Source organism: Rhodopseudomonas sp. BR0M22 (assembly GCF_010907035.1).
Classification (GTDB): Bacteria; Pseudomonadota; Alphaproteobacteria; order Rhizobiales; family Xanthobacteraceae; genus Rhodopseudomonas.
In genome coordinates, this window is the sequence record NZ_QUMK01000087.1 from 1 (window position 1) to 19,782 (window position 19,782).

The window sequence follows — 19,782 nt, forward strand, 5'->3', positions numbered from 1 at the left end:
GGGGGGCGGGCCATGGCGGCGGGAAAAGGGGGGATTCGGCGGTCTGTCGCTCATGGCGGCGCTTGTCTCACGCTCTCTTGCACAAGGCAATTTCGCTCCGATCGTCAGATATGACGAAGGAGTGTCGAAATCGTCATGGGGTTGGTTGACTTTAGGGGGCCGCATCGCCCATAACCGCGCCGCGTTGCAGGCCCGCCCGCGGGCTCGCTTCGGCTTCCGGTCCCGGTTTTGCCTGCCACAGGCGTTCGGCCGGCGGCACGGGCGGGGGAGTGTCCCGAGTGGCAAAGGGAGCTGACTGTAAATCAGCCGCCTCATGGCTTCGCAGGTTCGAGTCCTGCCTCCCCCACCATCCGATAAATCACTGAGATCGAAGAGCAAAAGCCGCGCAGCCAGCACCGCAAGCGGGCGGGCGTCGACGGACGCAGCACTGGCTCGGAGCTGCGACGCTCGCGGTCTGATCGATTCGGCTCCAGCTTCCGTCGATGGTGTCGCCTCGAGCGATCGGCTCACCCCCACAAAGATTTGGTGTTCAGCCAGTCGATCCGATCCGTCATCTGCCTGACGTGCCGCACCAAGGCGGCGGTGCCGCCCGGTCCGTCGCCGGCTTCGCCGTTCCAAAGACATATGAAGGCCAACGCTTCCAAGCCGAAGCGCGTCGCGCGCCGCAGCATCCAGGCGTTGTTGCGGGCGTAGGGGTCCTGGTCCGCCGGGGGCGGGCCGAGCTCGTCCGGCACGACGTGGACCGTCGCCAGCGAACTGACGGTGAGGAACCGGTCGTGCCAATCGGCTCCAGCGAAGTCCACAGACTTGGCCAGGAACGACGAGCAATCGAACGGAAGGTAGAACTCGAGCCTCAAGCCACGGGCAAGACACGCTTCGGCAAACAGCAGGTCGCCGCCGCAGGCGCCGCCACAGATGGCGAGGTCGCCGGCAGCGGCCCCGCTGCGGCCGACAGCGTGGTCGATAGCCGTCCGGGCAATCGGCTCCTTGTCGGGGGGAAACCTGGGCGTCGGACGCCCGGGAGCATCGACCATATGCCCGCTGAACAGCAAGACCGTGCGGGGGATGATCCTGTCCTTTCCTGGTGGCATCCGAATTCCTTGCCGCGCCACCCGGACCGTCGGACGGGCGCAACCCCATCAAACGCATCACCGCAGCGAGTGTCCAGGCGAGAGCGAGCCGCCTCATCGTCGGTCGGAGCGGTGACGGGCAATCTTAGTCAATAGCCTCGCCTTGGTGGCGATCATCTGTTGATCGTCCGACGCACCGCTCACTACCGTGTCAATCGCGTCGAGAGCCTTCTGGTGGAAGGCGAGGGCGTCTTCTTGAGCCGACACCACAAATTGATAGGTCGAGATGTCGGCTGGAGCCGCCTGAGCGAGGAAGTCTCCGGTCTGCTCGAGAGCCGCGGACAATCTGGCTCGCCAATCTGACACCGGCAGGTTGGCTGATGCCCGCTCGATCGTTTGAGACGCGGCTTCGTACGCGTTGGCTGCATCCTTGAATTTGTTCTGTCGCACGAGGAGATCGCCGATCTTGATCTGGACGTCGAACAAATTGGAGAACTGCGCCTTCCCCGATTTCGGATCGCTCGTCAGTTTTTCGAAGCCGTCGGCCGCCGCGATGTAGCGAGTCAGGGCGTCACCAACGAGACGCTGGGATTCATTGATGACCGGAATTGCCGGATTTCCCGTGTCGTTGGCACGTTGCACTAATATATCACCGCGTTTACTACTCAGTATTGCTGAGCTGCGCAGCAGGGAGGCGTTGTTCGGATCGTTCAGGTTGAAGCTATCGTAGATTCGGGCGGCGGCATTGTAGTTCTGCGCTGCCGCTCTGATTTCGTTGAGCTTGACGAGCGTGTCGCCAAGCAGAGTCAGGTCCAGCGCCAGACCTCTTCGCCACGGCACGTTGCCCGGGTCGCCTTCGTAGAGCTTCTTGCGATATTTGACAGCGGCTTCGTATTCAACACGCGCCTGGGCAGGATCCTTCAGCATTCCGCCGAGACGGCGATGGGTCGTCGCGGCATTGGAAATAACGCTTGCGTTGCCTGGAGATTTGATCAGCAGGCCCTCTTGGATGCTCAGCGCATCGCGATACATCGCGAGCGCTTTCGCGTCATCATCCGGATCCTGCCGTTCGTTGAGGAGTTGAGCGATCCGGCTTTTTTGTGTCGCAACCTCGATGGGAGATGTTGCGGCCATTCCTTCGGCGATCGTCAGTCCTTCGCCGTAATACTCCAGTGCCTTCTGCCAATCCTTTTTGAGTTTGTAGATGTCGCCGAGTTTGTTGAGGGCGAATGCGACGTCGAGCCGACGTTGCGCGATTCCCGGTTCGCGGAGTTGCCCCTCCCGGGCATTTTCCAGAGCCATATTGAAGTAGCGTTCGGCATCCGCGTTCAAACCTCGGTAAGCCAATTCGTCGCCGATGCGAAATTGTCCGGCATAGAGGTGGTGCAGGAGGCTGGAACTCGTGGGACTGCTTTTCAGTAGGCGTTCGGTCAATGCAACGGCGCGCTGAGCGTCATTCAGCACGTCGTCACGTTTTCCCAGCGCGACACCGACATCTGAAACGTTGAGCAATAGCAGGATTTCTATTTCGGACACTTGCAAAGGATGGTCTTCGCTCTTGGCCAGATCCTTGAGCGTCACCTTGGCGTCGGCGAGCAGAAGCTCTGCGGTTTTCGCTGACATCGAGCCGTCGTTGAGGAAGCCGGCCAGGCGACCGACGGATGTCTTGGTGGCATTGAGGGCATGGATCTGAGCCTGCTCGGCCTTGTCCTGAGCGGTGACGGCACGGTTCTCGAGCACAATCATGATCAGCGCGACGGCCACGACCAAGCCAAACACCGCGACCGTGATGATCCGCTTGGCGCTCCGTCGCCATTCGGACAGCCTGAGAAGTTGTTGCACCCGATCGAAGCCGCCGCCGTAACGCTCCGCCCAGGCGGCGGTACGGGGCCGCGCGTTCCACCAGGCTAGGCGTTCGTCGACCAAATGCGCCGGCAACACCGCGTTGTCGCCCTCGGCGATCGCGAGCAAGCCGCGATAACGTTCGCCCGCCTGTTGCTCGATCCGCAGCCATCCGAGGTCTGCGCCATGGCCGCTGACTTTTTCCCAGCGTCGCAGCAGAGCCTCATGTCCGACGTCGATGCGGGTATCACCGGTGAGTTCGCTCACCTCGAAGCTGGGCGGGGTCAGAAACGAGCAGTCGTCCGCCCGGAAGCGGTCCAGCACCCTGCGAACCGACGGCTCGTCGACGCCTGTCTCTGCAACCAGCCTGGAGTACTTCAGCGCACGCCGAATGGCACGACCTTCCTTGTCCAGCTCGGACAGCGCGCTGAACACTTGCTTGACGGCAAGATCCAGTCGCGGGCCGGGGAGATCCTTCAGAATGGCGTCGGCATGGAGCGACAGGGCATCGGCGAATTGCCCGATTGCACGGTAGTGAGCCAAAGTCAGATGCCGTCCCGCCGCCGAGTCGATACTGGTCTGTTGATCGGTTGCCACAGTGCCGGATGCAGGCGGCGCTTTGGAGGTCTGGTCTTTTCCTGCCTCTTCCCATAGTCGCGACAGACAATGCTGCAGCACCGGGAGCTGATCCATTTCAGTCCCGCAGTCATTGAGCAGTCGTTCGACCAACTCCGGATCGATGGTTGCGGCGGCCTTTTCCAGCGGCAGGCGGATGACTTCGTCAAGCTGATCGCGCGTCAGGGACGGTACTAAGAACTGTGCCGCACAAACCGCTTCCGGTAGGCCGTGAAACCGCGCGCAATCGCCGATGAAGTCGGAACGCATCGTCAGCACGATGTGCAGCTTCAGCGTCGGCGCCCGGCTCGCTTCCAGCAGCAATTGCGCGAACTGGGTGGCCTCGTCACGGGCGCGGACGGCTTGGCGGCTGGCATCGGCATTGACCAGAGTGGCGTAGCGAAACAGCTCCTCGAACTGATCGATCACCAGCACCAGCGATTTGCCGGCGATGGATGTCATCTCGGCAAGCGCTTCGGAAATGCCGAAGCTCGATCGCTCCAGTTGTGCGGCAATGCGATCGCGCCGCCCTGAAGCGACCACGGGATCGTCATCCTGGGCCATGCTGGCGAGCATGGCGGTGAGCCGCCGCAGCGGCGCATCGCCAGGGCGCATTTCGCGCCACAGCCAGCTTCGTCCGCCGACGTCGCGCGTCTCGGTGTCGAGGAGCGGCAAAAGCCCAGCACGGACCAGGGATGACTTTCCACTGCCGGAGCTTCCTACGACGGCAATGAACCGGTAGCGGTCGATCAGTCGGTAAAGCGCGTAGGTTTGGTCGTCGCGGCCGAAGAAATATGCGTGGTCCTGATAGGCGAAGGGCCGCAGACCCGGAAACGGGCGCGCCGCGGAGGCCCAGAGCAGTTGCACCGGTGCGTTCATGGCGCGGGCTCTGACGCGGTGGGAGCGGCGTCCACAGCGACGGCAGGGACCAGAAGATCCACTTGGTCTGCAGTCGGGGCCTCATTGTCGGATAGGTCGACGATGCAATCGATCTCGCTGCGTGGAAACAGCAAGCTGCCAGCCTTCTTTCGGCTGCCGGGTGGGGGAGCTGCGACCACCGCCCGATACGCGAACTGATGAGCGCGTCCAAGGTCATGCCAATTCCGCAGGCGGCGGGCTTGCGCACGCACCCAGACCTCGCAGGCCTTCGCCCAGCACAGCACGACAGCGTCGCATTCCGCCAGGCCCTTGTCGTTGAACCGCTCGATCTCGGCGCTGGGACCGTCGAAAACCGGAAGCAGCGGTTCGACATTACGCTGCTGGAGCACCCGGGCCAGCCCAAGCGCGTAGTCGCTATCTTCCGGGGAATGATACAGATACAGCCTGACGTTTCCGTCGGTGCTCTGCAGTGTGGGTGGTGGAGGTACCTGCGCGATGGCGATCAGGTGCTGGTTTAGAAAGTCGACCAGCTTGCTGAGGGTGTTGCCCTCGACCTTGTCCGTCGGGAGCTGACGGTCGAATTGCGCCAGGACGTCGATTGGATGGCGGCTGACTTCCGTCGCCGGCTGGCCATTCGCGGGCTGCGTGGTCCAGAGGCTGGGAGCCCAGACGATGCGATGAAAGTTTTTGCCGGGGTCGGCGGCCTCCTTGAGCGCGGCCCGGGCAAGCTGCAACTTCGCCATCGGCAACTGATCTTCCGGCGTGTCGCCGAATTTTTCGCCGAGCAGATGCACGGAAATCTCGGCCTTGGCGAGCGCGTGCTCGATCACGGCGACAGCACGATCGAGCGGGATTTCCTCAGCCGGCGGCGGCACCACCGTATGACCCTTGCCGGTCAACTCGGAGACGATCCGGTCGTAGCCGGCGCGCATGTCGGAGGCGGGTTTGGCGACGTAAATCGTGCGCCCGGTCGGCGGATATTGCGGCCCAGGAGGCGGGGGCGGTCTGCGTCGCAGCAGGTATGCTGCGAGCGATTTTAGCTTGCTCCAGTACCGGTCGTCGCAGGGTTTGCCCCGATCGAAGAATTCGACGTCGCCTTCGATTTCATCGGGATCTTCTGCGCGCGCGTAGAAAGCGAAACCCGTCTGGCCCTGCAAGAGTGACGGCCGTCTGTCGCGGTCGACGTGGCGCTTGCCGACGACGATGATGCGTTCACGGATTCCTTCCGCAGGATGACACTTTGCAAACGTGTCGAGTTCGCGTTTACACCAGCTGCTCGACATCCAATTGGGTGATAATACCACAAGCAGGAAAGACGCTTTCCTCAGAGCGTCTTCCAGCTCGTCGGAGAATTGATCACCGTCGGAGATCCGCTTGACGTCTCTCCAGATTTTCGGACGCTCCGGACCGAGGTCACGAAATTCGTAGCGGATCGACTCGTCGAGAAAGGTCACGAAACCTTTTCGATCGGGGCAATCCGGCGGCGGCTGGTCGTCATCACGTGCATAGGAAATGAAAATGTCTGCCACAGCCGCCTCACTATTCTCTGGTTGTGGACCGCTGAAAATGCTAGTTAATGACGTTAGAGATTTGAGGTCAAGTATTTGTGGAAGTGAGAGACCGGCTCGGCTTCTCCGGAAGCCGATTGTTAAGCGTGCGTCTTAGATTGAGTTTTAGTCATTGGGGGCGGCGATGGTTGGCCGAGCACTGCAGCATCGAACTGTCCTCAAAGACCGATTGGCTTCTGACCGGCCCCGAAAACTTCTTGCCATTGACGGCGGCGGAATTCGCGGTGTGCTGTCGTTGATGGTTCTTGCCGAAATCGAACGCCTGCTGATCGAACAGAGCGGGCGGCTCGATTATCGGCTGGCCGATTACTTCGACTATGTTGCGGGAACGAGCACTGGCGGCATTATTGCAGCCGGCGTCGCGATCGGAATGTCGGTCGACCAGATTCTAGCATTCTATCTCCAGAATGGCGCCAAGATGTTCGAGAAGGAGGGCATCCTTCGCCGCCTCAAGTCGGAGTACAAGAGCGAGCCGCTCGCCCAGCAATTGAAGCTGGTCTTTGGAGAGGCGACGACGCTCGGTGCGCCTGAACTCGAGACGTTGTTGTTGCTGGTGATGCGAAACGCCACGACCGACTCGCCGTGGCCGATATCGAACAATCCGTTCGCCAAGTATAACGACCGTACCCATCCGGCGTGTAACCTGGACTTACCGTTGTGGCAGCTGGTGCGGGCGAGTACGGCGGCGCCGACCTATTTCCCGCCGGAAGTGATTTCGTGTGGCGATAAGCCCTTCATCTTTGTCGACGGCGGAGTCACGATGTACAATAATCCGGCGTTTCAGATGTTTTTGATGGCCACCGTCGACCAGTATTGGATCGGAGCGCCCCCTGAACAACGCGGATGGACGACGGGCACTGACAAGATGCTCATCGTCTCCGTCGGAACCGGGACCAGCGCGGGCGAAAACTACAGCCTCACGCCAGACCAGATGCACCTGTTGTTCAATGCATCTGAAATACCGTCGGCCCTGATGTACGCCGCGCTCAACGAGCAGGATCTTCTTTGTCGAGTGTTCGGCGAGTGCATCGAAGGGCCGCTATTGGACCGTGAGATCGGCGCGATGAAGGGCTCCCGTGGACCGCTGAATCAGAAGCTGTTTCGCTATGCCCGCTACAATGCCGAGCTGACGAAGCAGGGGCTGGCAGCGCTGGGATGTGGCGATGTCAATCCCGCCAGCGTCCAGAAGATGGATTCGATCGCTGCGATCGACGATCTGCAGCGCATTGGCAAGGCGGTTGCCGCGCAGCGCATCCGCCGCGAGCACTTCAATTTCGAAGTCTTCAGACCCTGAATCGCCAGAGCTTCCATCGTTCCTGGCGTCCAGCGATCACCTCATTCGGGAAGAGATGCGGCCAAGATTGCTGTGAATTCGGTGCGCCGTGGGGCCGCCGAACCTAGTCCGGCAGGCTCTTGGGCCGGTTAAAGCCTGTGCATCTCACGCGCAAGAAATCGGCAGCCGCTCAATCGAGCGAGGGCGCGTCGGTGTTCTGGTTGGCGTTCTGGTCGACGATGCGCTGCATCATCGCGACGAACTGGACCTTCTCGCGTGCCGACAAGCCTTGCAGCGTTGCCTCGTGGGCCGAGCGCGCGGCGCCTTCAATCTTCGCCAGGAGCTGCGCGCCTGCCCGGGTCAGGCGGCAGAGGCGTGCGCGGCGGTCGTCGGCGTTGACCGGTCGTTCGACCAAGTGGCGCGCTTCGAGGCGTTTCAGAGCGCCGGTGGTGGTGGTGCGGTCGAGCGCGATATCGGCCGCAAGCGTTGTTTGATCGGCGGTTTTCCGCGCCGCGAGGGCAGACAGCAGGCTGTATTGGAGCGGTGTGACTTCAAATTGACCACACGCCTGCTGAAACAGCGCCACATGGATCTGGTGCAGCCGCCGGATCAGAAAACCGGGACGCTCGGCCAGCGGCCATGGTTTGTGCGTAGCCTCGGCCCCGCCAAAATGCTTCTGCCGCAAGCGTTTCTCTCCCTGTCTCCACGCTGACCGGCCACAGCCGCGCAGCGAAATCAAGTAACGCGATTCTCTCCGTCTTTCGTCTCTTAGACTTTGGCATAGGCCTTGCTTGATGCAAATGCGAAGTATGCTTCGTAATTTTGGTCAGGTTCGTGGAGAGCGGTTCGATGTCGGTGAGTGCCAGCTTTGATCTTCTGTTGCGTGGCGGGCGAGTGATCTGCCCGGCCTCCGGCATCGATGGCGTGATGGATGTGGCGGTGCGCGGCGGCAAGATCGCGGCTGTGCAAAAGGACGTTCTGCCGTCGAGCGCCAAGGAGGTGGTGGACGTTGCGGGCCAGTTGGTACTTCCGGGCCTGATCGATACGCACGCGCACATCTATCAATACGTCTCCGGCCGCTTCGGCATGAACCCCGATATGGTCGGTGTGCGGTCCGGCGTCACCGCGCTGATCGATCAGGGCGGGCCGTCCTGCATGACACTGCCGGGCTTCCGTCACTTCATCGCCGACCCGGCGAAGTCGCGTGTCTATGCGTTCCTGTCGGCGTATCTGGTCGGTGGCCTCGAAGGTCATTACTACCCGCAGCTCTACAGCCCGGAAGGCGTCGACATCGACGCCACCGTGAAGGCGGCGCGCGCTAATCCGGACATCGTGCGCGGCATCAAGGCACATGCGGAGATCGGCGGCTTCGCGCGCTGGGGCATTCGCGTCATCGAGATGGCAGCGGAGATCGGCCGCCGCGCCGAGCTGCCGGTGTACGTGCATTTCGGTCAACTCTGGGGCTTGCCGGAGAGCGGCGCCAATGGCGAGGACGCCGACACCATCCTGACGCGCGTCATCCCGCTGCTGAAGGAAGGCGACGTGCTGGCGCATCCGTTCACGCGGCATCCCGGCGGCTTCATCAATCGCGAAGGCGTGGTGCATCCCGTGATTCAGGCGGCGCTCGATCGCGGGCTGAAGGTGGATGTCGGCCACGGCAGCCACTTCTCCTATCGGCTCGCCAAGAAGGCGATCGCAGCCGGCATCGTGCCGACGACGCTCGGTGCGGACATCCACGGCTACAACACGCATGTGCCCGCACCCGCCGGCACGCCCGATCAGCACGAGGACGAGGAGAACCATCCGTTCGCCGGTCAGGCCAAATTCAGCCTGGTGCAGGCGATGAGTTCGATGATGGCGCTTGGCCTGTCGCTCGAACAGGTGGTGCCGATGGTCACCGCCAATCCGGCCAAGATGATCAATCGAGCCGACGAGATCGGCGCGCTGAAGGTCGGCATGGATGCGGACGTGTCGGTGCTGACGCAGCGCGCCGGCCACTTCGTGCTGCGTGACAACGAGAACACCGAAGTGATCGCCGACAGCCTGTTGCAACCGGCGTTCTGCCTGCGGGCCGGCGCTCGCTACGACGCCGACGCGGCGATCCTGCCCGAAGCCGTCGCAGCCTGAGGAGGACGTGGTGCACGGACGGATCGACCAGCATCAGGCCAGCGGGCAGGGGGTCGGCGCACGCCTGCCGCGCAAGGAGGACGACCGCCTGATGCGCGGCCGCGGCCAATACGTGGCCGACATCCGCCTTGCCGGCATGCAGGACGTCGCCTTCGTGCGTAGTCCGCTGGCCCATGCGCGGATCCGCGGCATTCATGTGCCTGAAGCGTATCGCGACCGTGTGTTCACCGCCGCGGATCTCGTCGGCGTCAATCCGATCCGTGCGGTATCGGGATTGCCGGGCTTCAAGATCTCGGAGCAGCCGGTGCTCGCGACCGACAAGGTGCGGCAGGTCGGCGAACTGATCGCGATGTGCGTCGCGCCGACGCGCGCCGAAGCCGAGGATATCGCGGCCGCTGTGGTGCTCGACCTCGAAGAGCTGCCGGCGGTGCACGACATGCTGCAGGCGCGCGCGCCGGATGCGCCGCTGGTGCACGAGCACTGGGGCGACAACATCTTCCTCGAAACCAATTTCGAGGTCGATATCTCGGCGGCGCTCGACGCCCCGATCAAGGTGTCGCGCGAGATCACCACGGCTCGGCAGTGCATGGCGCCGCTGGAAGGCCGCGGAGTGGTCGCCAGCTTCGATCACCGGCTCGATCAACTCGTCGTCACGACCTCGGCGCAGATGCCGCACATCAACCGCAACGGCCTCGCCGAATGCCTCGGCATGGATCAGGGCCGCATCCGTGTGATCTCGCCGGATGTCGGCGGCGGTTTTGGCCACAAGGGCATCCTGCTGCCCGAAGAGGTCTGCCTGTCCTGGCTGACGATGCGGCTCGGCCATCCCGTGCGCTGGATCGAGGATCGTCGCGAACATCTCATCGCCAGCGCCAACTGCCGCGAGCATCACTACAAGATCACGCTCTATGCCGATCGCGACGGCAAGCTGCGCGGGATCGATTGCGAAGCGACGGTCGATTCCGGCGCGTATTCGTCCTATCCGTTTTCTGCGTGTCTCGAGGCCGCGCAGGTCGCCAGCATTCTGCCCGGGCCATACGTGATGCCGGCCTATCGCTGCCGCACCTTTTCGGTCGCCACCAACAAATGCCCGATCCTGCCGTATCGCGGCGTCGCACGCACCGGCGTGTGCTTCGCGCTGGAACTGATGCTCGATCTCGTCGCGGCTGAGGCCGGGTTGGAGCCGAGCGAGGTGCGGCTGCGCAATCTGGTGCAGCCCGACCAGATGCCGTTCGACAACATCACTAACAAGCATTTTGACAGTGGCGACTATCCGGAGGCGATGCGGCGGGCGCTGGAGGCCATCGATGTCGAGGCCCTGCGCGCGCGGCAGCGCCGCGGCGAGCCGGACGGCCGCCGCATCGGGCTCGGCGTCTCGATCTATTGCGAGCAGGCTGCGCACGGCACGTCGGTGTATTCCGGCTGGGGCATCCCGATGGTGCCGGGCCATGAGCAGGCAACGGCGCGGCTGACTCCGGACGGCGGGCTCGAGCTGCGCGTCGGCGTGCATTCGCACGGCCAGAGCATGGAAACCACGCTGGCCCAGGTCGCCCACGAGATGCTCGGCATCGATGTCGGCAACGTGCGGATCATTCTCGGCGATACGGCGATGACGCCGTATTCGACCGGCACCTGGGGATCGCGCTGCGCGGTGATGGCCGGCGGTGCGGTGGCGACGGCCTGCGGCGATCTCGGCGACCGGATCAAACGGATCGGCGCCAAGCTGCTGCAGCAGGACGTCGCCGACGTCGAACTGATCGACGCCGAAGTTCGCGGCCCGAACGGCAGCGTCACGCTGCGCGAGATCGCCCACACCTGGTATCGCCGCCCGCAGGATCTGCCGAAGGATGTCGATCCCGGAGGGCTCGACGTCACCTCCGGCTACAAGCCGCAGCGCGATAGCGGTACCTTCAGCTACGCCGCGCATGCAGCTGTCGTCGCCGTCGATCCCGATCTCGGCGCGGTCGAAATCCTCGACTACGTGATCGTCGAAGACGGCGGCGTGCTGATCAATCCGATGGTCGTCGACGGCCAGATTTTTGGCGGCCTCGCGCAGGGCATCGGGACTGCGCTTTACGAAGAGATGCCGTTCGACGGGGCGGGGCAGCCGCTGGCGACGACGTTCGCCGACTATCTGCTGCCGGGGCCGACGGAGGTGCCGGCGCCGCGGCTCGATCATATGGAGACGCCGGCGCCCTATACGCGGTTCGGCGTCAAGGGCATTGGCGAGGGCGGTGCGATTGCGCCGCCGGCCGCAATCGCCAACGCCGTCAACGACGCGCTGCGGCGCTGTGGTGCTGAACTGATGCGTTCACCCATCACGCCGCATCGCGTGGTCGAGGCGGTGATCGCGGCGCAGGGCGCGGGGAGGGCAGCCGCATGAAGCCCGCGCCATTCGATTACGCGCGCCCGCGCGATCTGTCTTCCGCATTGTCGCTGCTCGGAGGCAACGCCGGCGCCAAGGTGATGGCCGGCGGTCAGTCGCTGGGGCCGATGCTGATCCTGCGGCTGGCGCAGCCCGAGCAGATCGTCGACATCACCGCCATCGACGAGCTGAAGCAGGCCGAGATCAGCGGCGACGAGCTTGTGCTCGGCGCCTGCGTCACCCACGCCGATATCGAAGACGGCCGCGTGCCGGACGTCAGCGCCGGCGCGATGCGGAGCGTCGCGGCCAATATCGCCTATCGCGCGGTGCGCAATCGCGGCACGATCGGTGGCTCGCTGAGCCATGCCGACCCGGCGGCCGACTGGGTGTCGGTGCTGGCGGCGCTCGGCGCACGCGTGACGCTGCGCAGCGTATCCGCAAGCCGACAGGTGTCATTGTCCGAATTCATCGTCGGTGCGCTGCAGAGCTGTTTGCAGCCCGGCGAACTGGTGGCTGCGATCCATATTCCGAAGCGCTCGGCTACGGCTCATTGGGGCTATGTGAAGGCCTGCCGCAAGACCGGCGAGTTCGCGCATGGCCAGTGCGCAGCGCTGATCGATCCCGACGTGGGCAGTGCGCGGATCGTCATCGGCGCGCTCGATGCCGCGCCGGTCCTGATCGCGAAGCCGGCCGAGCTGTTCGGCGGCCGCGTCGACGCCGACTACAAGACCCGGTTCGATCCGCGCGTCGCGGACCGATTGCTGAACGAAGCAGGCGTCACCGATGCCGTGCATCGCCATATCCATCTCACGGTGCTGAAGCGCGCCCTGCAGGAGGCCGCATGAGCACGCTGGCGCTGACCGTCAACCGCTGTGCCGTCGATTGCCGGTCCGAGCCGCGCACCAGCCTCGCCGACCTGGTGCGCGATCAACTCGATCTGACCGGTACGCATCTCGGATGCGAACACGGCGTCTGCGGCGCCTGCACGGTGTTGATCGACGGCGTGCCGGCGCGTTCGTGCATCACCTTCGCGGCGGCTTGCGAGGGGGCTGCCGTCACCACCATCGAAGGACTCGACGACGACGAGATCGCGACCGAGCTGCGTGCCGCGTTCACGCGCGAGCACGCGCTGCAATGCGGCTACTGCACCCCCGGCATGCTGGTGTCGGCACGCGATCTGGTGCTGCGGTTGCCCGATGCGGACGAGCATCAGATTCGTATCGGCATGAGTGGAAATCTCTGCCGCTGCACCGGCTATGTCGGCATCGTCCGCGCAGTGATGTCGGTGATTGCCGCCCGTCGTGCGCGTGGCATCCAACCCGTCGTCGGTGGGGGGCGCGCGATACTTGGGCCGGCTGGATCGGGGCATGGCGCGGCGAAGGCCGATCTCCGTGTGGCGTCGCCCTCTGCGGCGGCGAGCGTAACGGCGCCTCGTCCGGCTGCTGCGATTGCCGACTTCACCCCGGCCGCCATGATCGAGCAGGCGTTCGAGGTGCAGCATCCACCGGCACAGGTGGCTGCGCTGTTCACCGATGTCGCCGCGGTCGCTGCCTGTTTGCCTGGCGTCGCTCTGACCAATGCTGCCGATCCCAATCGCATCGAAGGCGAAATCCGCGTGCAGGTCGGGCCGATCGCCGCGCAGTTTGCCGGCGTCGCCCGGATCGAGCGTGCGGCCGATGGCCTGTCGGGACGGATCATCGGCACCGGCAATGATCGCCGCAGCCGATCATCGACCCAGGGTGAAATCCGCTATCGGCTGAAGCCGTTGGACGCGGGGCGCGCGACGCGCATCGACCTGACGATCGGCTACACGCTGACCGGCCTGTTGGCGCAGGTCGGGCGCAGCGGTCTGGTGCGCGATCTCGCGCGACGGCTGATCGATCAGTTCACCGGCAACCTCGAACGCAAGCTGTCCGGCCAGACGGTCATGCCGGCCGGCGCTGATCAACATCTCAACGGGCTGGCGCTGTTGCTGGGCCTGATAAGGGCGCGGCTGCCGCGCTGGCTGGGAGGGACGACCCGCCGGTAGCGGTGGGCGAAGGCGACTTGCGACGGGCGCCGGGGGCGGCGTCCGATCAACCAAACAAACGATCACGGAGAAACGAGGATGATGCGAACCCTGCGGACTGCTTCTCTCATCGCGGCGGCCACTGCGCTCCTGATGGGCACGGCCTCGGCCGAGACGATCAAGATCGGCGTCAACGAACCGCTGACCGGTGCCTTCGCGGCGTCCGGCACTTACGTCGTCAACGGCGCCAAGATTGCGGCGGACGAGATCAACGCCAAGGGCGGCGTGCTCGGTAAGCAGATCGAGCTGGTGATCGAGGACAACAAGAGCAACCCGACCGAGGCGGCTGCGGTCGCCGAGAAGCTGATCACCCGCGACAAGACGCCGGTGATGATGGGTGCCTGGGGCTCCAGCCTGACGCTGGCGGTGATGCCGAAGCTGATGGAATACGAAGTGCCGATGGTGGTCGAGACCTCGTCCTCCGGCAAAATCACCACCACGGGCAATCCCTACATCTTCCGCATCTCGCCGCCGTCGGCGATCGAGGCTGCGGCGTTCGGCAAGATCGTCGATAAGCTCGGCCTGAAGAAGGTCGACTTCCTCGTCATCAACAATGATTGGGGCCGCGGCGCCGCCGAAGACTTCGGCAAGATGATGAAGGCGAAGGGCATCTCGGTGGGGCTGGTCGAGACCATGGACCAGGGCGCGCAGGACATGAGCGCCCAGCTCTCAAAGCTGAAGGGCTCCGACTCCGAAACCATCATCGTCACCGCGGCGGTCGATCAGCTCACGCTGCTGTTCAAGCAGGCCGCAGCGCTCGGCTTGAAGAAGCAGATCATCACCACCGGCGGCTCGCAGAACCCCGACCAGATCATTGCCCAGGCCGGTGCGGCCGCCAACGGCACCATGCATCTGACGACGTTCCTGCCGTGGTTCCCGGACAAGACGCCGAACCCCGAAGCGACCACCTACTTCGTCTCCGAATGGAAGAAGCGCGGTTTCGACTTCGCCGGCTGCACCGAGAGCTTCCGCGGCTATGACGGCATCCGTACCGCGGCGGCGGCGATCGAAAAGGCGGGCAAGGCCGAGCCGGCCGCGATCAAGGCGGCGCTGTGGGACATCAAGCTGAAGGGCCTCAACGGGGACATCGCGTTCCAGAAGTCCGGCCCCGCCGGCAAGGAAAGCGGCCAGAGCCAGCCCAACGTGTACCTGATCGAAATCGCGGACGGCAAAGTCGCGATGAAGGATCTCTGACCGCACGCCACCACGACCGACGAGGCGCGTCTCGCGCCTCGTCCTTCCCTGGAACGCGAGGATCGACCTTGGGCGAATTATTTCAGCACCTCATCAACACGCTCGTGCTCGGCGGCACCTATGCGCTGCTCGGCATCGGTCTCACGCTGATCTTCGGCATCATGAATGTCGTGAACTTCACGCACGGCATTCTCTACACCTTCGGCGCCTACGTGATGTTCATCGTGGTGCAGAAGTTCGAGTTGAACTTCTTCGTTGCACTGCCGCTTTCGATTGCGAGCGGCTGGGCGCTCGGCGCGCTGGTGGAACTGACGCTGCTGCGGCCACTGCGCGGCTCCGACATCGACACCACCATGCTGGTGATGATCGGCGCCTGGATCGCGATGCAGTCGGCGACACTGTGGGTGTGGGGCGGTGTCGCCAAGTCGGTGCCGACGCCGTTCCCGGACGCGCCACTCGAGATCGGCCCGGTCTCGGTGTCGTGGCTGCGGCTGTTCGTGCTGGTGGCTGCCGGAGCGCTGATCGTGCTGACTTACATCCTGATCAACCGCACCCGGCTCGGCAGCGCGATGCGCGCCACGTTCCAGGATCAGGACACGGCGGCGCTGATGGGCGTCAACGTCAACCTGATCTACACCTCGACCTTTGCGCTGGGATCGAGCCTCGCCGCAGCGGCCGGCGCGCTGCTCGGACCGGTCTACGTGGTCTATCCGGCGATGGGCGATCTCGCGGCCGTCAAGGCGTTCGCCATCGTCATTCTCGGCGGACTCGGCAACATCACCGGCGCGGTGATCGGCGGCTTCATCCTGGCGCTCGCCGAAGAATTGGGCGCCGGCTACATCTCGTCCGGCTACCGCGATGCGATGGGCTTCCTGATCATCATCGCCGTGCTGATCTTCCGCCCGACCGGGCTGTTTCCTCGTGCGGAGCGCGTCGGATGAAATTGCTGCTGTCGATCGTCGTCGTCGCCGCGCTTGCCGCCGTTCCGCTATGGCTGAGCGATCCGTATCTGCTCAACGCGCTGATCACCACTGGGATCTTCGTCATCGGTGCAATGAGCCTCAATCTGCTGCTTGGCTTCACCGGCCAGCTCAGCCTCGGCCACATCGCCTTCTTCGGCATCGGCGCCTATGTGAGCGCACTGACATCGCTCGGCTTCAGCGTCAGCCTGCCGTTCGGATTGCACGTCGTGCACGAGCCGTGGCCACCGCTGGCCGGCTTCGCAATCGCCGTGCTGGTGTCGGGATTGTGCGGCTATCTGGTCGGACGGCTGTCGTTCCGGGTGCGCGGGGCGTATTTCGTCATCGTCACCATCTCGTTCGCCGAGGTGGTGCGGCTGGTGGCGCTGAACTGGGTCGAGCTGACCCAGGGCCCGCTGGCGCTGACCAGCATCCCGCCGATGCAGGTCGGCTTCCCTGGGCTCGGCGAATTCGTCTTCCGCACCAAGCTGCACAACTATTATCTGGTGCTCGGCGTCGCCGTGGCTTGTTACCTGTTGATTGCGCGGCTGGTACGCTCCCATGTCGGCCGGGCGATGCGCGGGCTGATGGAGAACGAGACGCTGGCGGTGTCGATCGGCATCGACGTCACCAAGACGTTGACGCTGGCCGCAGTGGTTTCCGCCGGCATCTGCGGCGGCGCCGGCAGCCTCTACGCGCACTATATCAAAATCATCGATCCCGAAGTGTTCGCCTTCATCAATACGGTGACGATGGTGATCATGGTGATCACGGGCGGGAAGGGCACGCTCGCGGGCCCGGTGGTCGGCGGGCTGATCTTCGGCCTGATGCCGGTCGCGCTGCGGCCGGTGATGGCACCGGAGGCGCAGTGGATCGCCTATGGCAGTGCGCTGATCGTCATCCTGTTCATCATGCCGCGCGGCATCGTGCCAGCGCTGATGCAGTGGTTTCCGCGGATGAAGCCGGTGACGGCGCCCGGTTTCGCCAAGCGCGGCGTCGAGGAGAGCGCGTGATGACAGCTGCAGCAGCCTTGAAGCAACCGGCGGTGAAGACCGCGCTCAGCGTCGACAAGGTCGCGATGCATTTCGGCGGGTTGGTGGCGATCTCCGACATGACGTTCTCGGTCGGCGAAGGCGAGATCGTCAGCCTGATCGGCCCGAACGGCGCCGGCAAGACCACGGCGTTCAACGTCGTCACCGGCTTCCTCACGCCGACGCACGGCGACGTCACCTATCGCGGCCAGTCGCTGCGCGGAATGAAGCCGCAGGCAATCGCCGATCTCGGCCTGATCCGCACCTTCCAGCGGACTAGCGTGTTTCCCAACGACACGGTCTACGACAACGTGCTGATCGGGCTGCATCGCCGCGGCCGGGTCGGCGTGCTGCCGTCGGTCTTGGGCCTGCCGCGGGTTCGACGACTGGAAGCGGAGTTGAAACAGAAGGCCGCCGAGCTGGTCGAATGGGTCGGCCTCGGCCGCCGCGCGGATGATCTGGCGGGCTCATTGTCTTACGGCGAACAACGGTTGGTCGGAGTTGCCCTGGCGCTCGCCGCCGAGCCGTCGATGCTGCTGCTCGACGAGCCGGTGTCGGGCATGAACGCGTCTGAAACGCACACCTTTGTGCAGCTCATCCGCAAGATTCGCGATCGCGGCATCACCATTCTGCTGGTCGAGCACGACATGCCGATGGTGATGAGCGTGTCGGATCGGATCGTTGTGCTGAACTACGGCCGGATCATTGCCGAAGGAACGCCGGACGTGATCCGCAACGATCCGGCGGTGATCGAAGCCTATCTCGGCCAGGGTGTGAAACATGCTTGAGGTCATCAACGCCGTATGCGGCTATGGCGGCGTCACCGCGCTGCAGGGCATCTCGTTCGAGGTCAAGGCCGGTCAGCTCGTCGCGCTGATCGGCGCCAACGGCGCAGGAAAGAGTACGACGCTGCGGGCAATCTCCGGCCTCGTGCCGCTGCGTGCCGGCGCGCTGCGGTTCGACAACGAAGTGCTCACCGGCGCGCGGCCGCCGCGCATCCTCAAATCTGGCATTGCGCATTGCCCGGAAGGTCGTCGTGTGTTCCCGCACATGACGGTCGAGGAGAACCTCGACATGGGCGCGTATTTGCGCAGTGACCGCTCCGAGGTCGCGGCCGACCGCGACCGGATCTATGGCGAGTTTCCGCGCCTTGCCGAGCGCCGCAAGCAGGCGGCCGGCACGTTGTCCGGCGGCGAGCAGCAGATGCTGGCGATCGGGCGGGCGCTGATGAGCCGGCCGCGGCTGGTGATGTTCGACGAACCGTCGCTCGGGTTGGCGCCGAACATCGTCGAGCGCACCTTCGCCATCATCCGACGGATCCGCGACACGGGCACCACCGTACTATTGGTCGAGCAGAACGCCTTCGCCGCGCTCGATATGTGCGATCATGCTTACTTGCTCGAAGGCGGCAGGATCGTGCTGTCCGGCACCGGCGCCGAATTGATCGCCAACCCTCATGTGCGCAAGGCCTATCTCGGTGCCTGACGATTGGACCACGGGTTTTGCACGGCCGCAGAATCGGTGGCTTCCGATCTGTAGTCTGCCGCGTCTCACCGCCGCCGGGATTGTCGCCGTGCGTGTGGCCGGTGTCGACCTCGCGTTGATTGCCGATGGGGGCGTAGTTGCGGCTTGCGAGCGGGCATGCCCCCACGAACAGGCCGACTTGGCGTGCGGGCGTGTCGTCGGCGGGCGGCTCGCCTGTCCGCGCCACGATGCCTCGTTCAGCCTGGTCGATGGCACGATCTCGGACGGCTGGCCGAGCCGTCCGCTTCGGCTCTATCCGGTGCGGGCCGAGCGAGGCGAGGTGTTCATCAATGCCGCCTCGCTGAAGTCTGTGCGCTGAATCTCAGCCGACCAGCTCGCGCGCGGCCTTTACCAGTGCGCCTTCGGGGCGGCGCAGTTCGGCCAGGATCGAGAAGTGATCGTGACCGGGAAGCGGCAGCAGTCGCCCCGTTGCGCCGGCGGCCTCGCGACGCGCGTGCAGATCCATCGAGTCGAGCACGAGCGCCGGCAGTTCGTTGGCGCCGTAGGCGAGATCGAGGCGCTTGTTGATCACCGGCAGTCGCAGCGGTGACAGCTTTTCGACTTCGTCATCGGTGAGTTGCAGCGCCTTGTTGAGACCGGTGTCGCGGATCGGACCGAGATTGAACACGCCGGAGATCGACAGGCCGGCGGTCACCAGCGGATGATCCAGCGTCATCGCAACCAGATGCCCGCCAGCGGACCAGCCCGAGGTAACGACCGGGCCAGCGACGCCATGCTCCGGCCCATGCGCGGCGAGCCAGTCCAGCGCCGCGCGGCTCTCGTCGACGATCGTGGTCAGCGTCACGTCCGGAGCCAGCGAGTAGCCCGGAATTGCCATCGACCAGCCGTGCGCGGCGATGCCTTCGACCAGCATGGCGAACAGCTCGCGCGAATTCTTCTGCCAATACCCGCCATGCCAAAACACAAGGCAGGGTGCGTCGCGCTCGGCGGCAGGATAAAGGTCGATCTTGTTGTTCGGGCGCGGGCCATAAGGCAGGTCGAGCACCGAGTTCAGCGTGGCGCGCGCCTTCGCCGACGAAGAGTTGCGCTCGGCGATCAGTTCGGGACTGTTCTTGACGGCGCTGTTATTGTCGTAAGCCGCGTCACGTTCATCTTGCGAAAGTTGCGCCCAGTTGGTGCGGGGATCGGCAGGGCGGTCGTTCGTCATCGTGGCTCCATTGGCTGCGCGTCGTTTGTCGTCAGCTTTGCAACAAACCCGCGCGCCTGTCGATCGCATTATTGCGGCACCACGCTGCAACGATTACTC

Annotated in this window: 16 protein-coding genes and 1 tRNA gene; 12 read left to right on the forward strand and 5 right to left on the reverse strand. The window is 64.2% G+C overall.

Annotation, left to right across the window (positions count from 1 at the left end; genetic code table 11):
• Positions 1 to 263 precede the first annotated feature (263 nt).
• Positions 264 to 349: transfer RNA gene (locus tag DY468_RS22105), tRNA-Tyr, on the forward strand.
• Between the two features lie 157 nt (positions 350 to 506).
• Here DY468_RS22105 and DY468_RS22110 read toward each other — a convergent pair.
• The 3 genes from DY468_RS22110 to DY468_RS22120 form a co-directional block, all read right to left on the reverse strand.
• A complete protein-coding gene (locus DY468_RS22110; RefSeq protein WP_164607405.1) occupies positions 507 to 1,091 on the reverse strand; it encodes a hypothetical protein in 585 nt (194 codons plus the stop codon).
• A 93-nt stretch (positions 1,092 to 1,184) separates the two neighbouring features.
• Positions 1,185 to 4,406: a tetratricopeptide repeat protein gene (locus tag DY468_RS22115; RefSeq protein WP_164607407.1), complete on the reverse strand. Its 3,222-nt coding sequence runs from the start codon at positions 4,404 to 4,406 to the stop codon at positions 1,185 to 1,187.
• The gene (locus tag DY468_RS22120) at positions 4,403 to 5,935 is read right to left on the reverse strand and encodes a TIR domain-containing protein (RefSeq protein ID WP_164607409.1); all 1,533 of its coding nucleotides are present in this window, start codon (positions 5,933 to 5,935) and stop codon (positions 4,403 to 4,405) included. The genes DY468_RS22115 and DY468_RS22120 overlap by 4 nt, the downstream gene beginning before the upstream one ends.
• Positions 5,936 to 6,143: 208 nt before the next feature.
• Here DY468_RS22120 and DY468_RS22125 point away from each other — a divergent pair, with 208 nt between their 5' ends.
• Positions 6,144 to 7,268, forward strand: coding sequence for a patatin-like phospholipase family protein (locus tag DY468_RS22125; protein WP_246701088.1), 1,125 nt, complete (start codon positions 6,144 to 6,146; stop codon positions 7,266 to 7,268).
• A 169-nt stretch (positions 7,269 to 7,437) separates the two neighbouring features.
• Here the strand turns inward: DY468_RS22125 and DY468_RS22130 are convergent, their stop codons facing one another.
• Positions 7,438 to 7,932 (reverse strand): MarR family winged helix-turn-helix transcriptional regulator, encoded by a 495-nt coding sequence (locus DY468_RS22130; RefSeq protein ID WP_230757049.1) that lies wholly within the window; start codon positions 7,930 to 7,932, stop codon positions 7,438 to 7,440.
• 164 nt (positions 7,933 to 8,096) lie between these two features.
• Here DY468_RS22130 and DY468_RS22135 point away from each other — a divergent pair, with 164 nt between their 5' ends.
• The 10 genes from DY468_RS22135 to DY468_RS22180 all read left to right on the forward strand — a co-directional run bounded on the left by DY468_RS22135 (position 8,097) and on the right by DY468_RS22180 (position 18,834).
• Positions 8,097 to 9,374 carry an amidohydrolase/deacetylase family metallohydrolase gene (locus DY468_RS22135; RefSeq protein ID WP_164607413.1) on the forward strand — a complete coding sequence of 426 codons (1,278 nt, stop codon included), beginning with the start codon at positions 8,097 to 8,099 and terminating at the stop codon, positions 9,372 to 9,374.
• Between the two features lie 91 nt (positions 9,375 to 9,465).
• Positions 9,466 to 11,757, forward strand: a complete 2,292-nt coding sequence (locus DY468_RS22140) for a xanthine dehydrogenase family protein molybdopterin-binding subunit (protein ID WP_164607435.1) — start codon at positions 9,466 to 9,468, stop codon at positions 11,755 to 11,757.
• Complete coding sequence (locus tag DY468_RS22145) at positions 11,754 to 12,584, forward strand: FAD binding domain-containing protein (protein WP_164607415.1); 831 nt, start codon at positions 11,754 to 11,756, stop codon at positions 12,582 to 12,584. The genes DY468_RS22140 and DY468_RS22145 overlap by 4 nt, the downstream gene beginning before the upstream one ends.
• A complete protein-coding gene (locus tag DY468_RS22150) occupies positions 12,581 to 13,768 on the forward strand; it encodes a xanthine dehydrogenase family Fe-S subunit (protein WP_164607417.1) in 1,188 nt (395 codons plus the stop codon). Before DY468_RS22145 ends, DY468_RS22150 begins: the two co-directional genes overlap by 4 nt.
• Before the next feature lie 78 nt (positions 13,769 to 13,846).
• Positions 13,847 to 15,001 carry an ABC transporter substrate-binding protein gene (locus DY468_RS22155; protein WP_164607419.1) on the forward strand — a complete coding sequence of 385 codons (1,155 nt, stop codon included), beginning with the start codon at positions 13,847 to 13,849 and terminating at the stop codon, positions 14,999 to 15,001.
• Between the two features lie 68 nt (positions 15,002 to 15,069).
• Positions 15,070 to 15,942 carry a branched-chain amino acid ABC transporter permease gene (locus tag DY468_RS22160; RefSeq protein ID WP_164607421.1) on the forward strand — a complete coding sequence of 291 codons (873 nt, stop codon included), beginning with the start codon at positions 15,070 to 15,072 and terminating at the stop codon, positions 15,940 to 15,942.
• Positions 15,939 to 16,973 carry a branched-chain amino acid ABC transporter permease gene (locus DY468_RS22165; RefSeq protein ID WP_164607423.1) on the forward strand — a complete coding sequence of 345 codons (1,035 nt, stop codon included), beginning with the start codon at positions 15,939 to 15,941 and terminating at the stop codon, positions 16,971 to 16,973. The genes DY468_RS22160 and DY468_RS22165 overlap by 4 nt, the downstream gene beginning before the upstream one ends.
• On the forward strand, positions 16,973 to 17,779 hold the full coding sequence (locus DY468_RS22170) for an ABC transporter ATP-binding protein (RefSeq protein WP_164607425.1): 807 nt from the start codon (positions 16,973 to 16,975) through the stop codon (positions 17,777 to 17,779). The genes DY468_RS22165 and DY468_RS22170 overlap by 1 nt, the downstream gene beginning before the upstream one ends.
• Positions 17,772 to 18,476, forward strand: a complete 705-nt coding sequence (locus DY468_RS22175; protein WP_164607427.1) for an ABC transporter ATP-binding protein — start codon at positions 17,772 to 17,774, stop codon at positions 18,474 to 18,476. Before DY468_RS22170 ends, DY468_RS22175 begins: the two co-directional genes overlap by 8 nt.
• The gene (locus DY468_RS22180; RefSeq protein WP_502706240.1) at positions 18,469 to 18,834 is read left to right on the forward strand and encodes a Rieske (2Fe-2S) protein; all 366 of its coding nucleotides are present in this window, start codon (positions 18,469 to 18,471) and stop codon (positions 18,832 to 18,834) included. The genes DY468_RS22175 and DY468_RS22180 overlap by 8 nt, the downstream gene beginning before the upstream one ends.
• A gap of 3 nt (positions 18,835 to 18,837) precedes the next feature.
• On the opposite strand, the gene DY468_RS22185 is transcribed toward DY468_RS22180, so the two are convergent.
• Positions 18,838 to 19,683 (reverse strand): alpha/beta hydrolase, encoded by an 846-nt coding sequence (locus DY468_RS22185; RefSeq protein ID WP_164607431.1) that lies wholly within the window; start codon positions 19,681 to 19,683, stop codon positions 18,838 to 18,840.
• Positions 19,684 to 19,782: the final 99 nt, after the last annotated feature.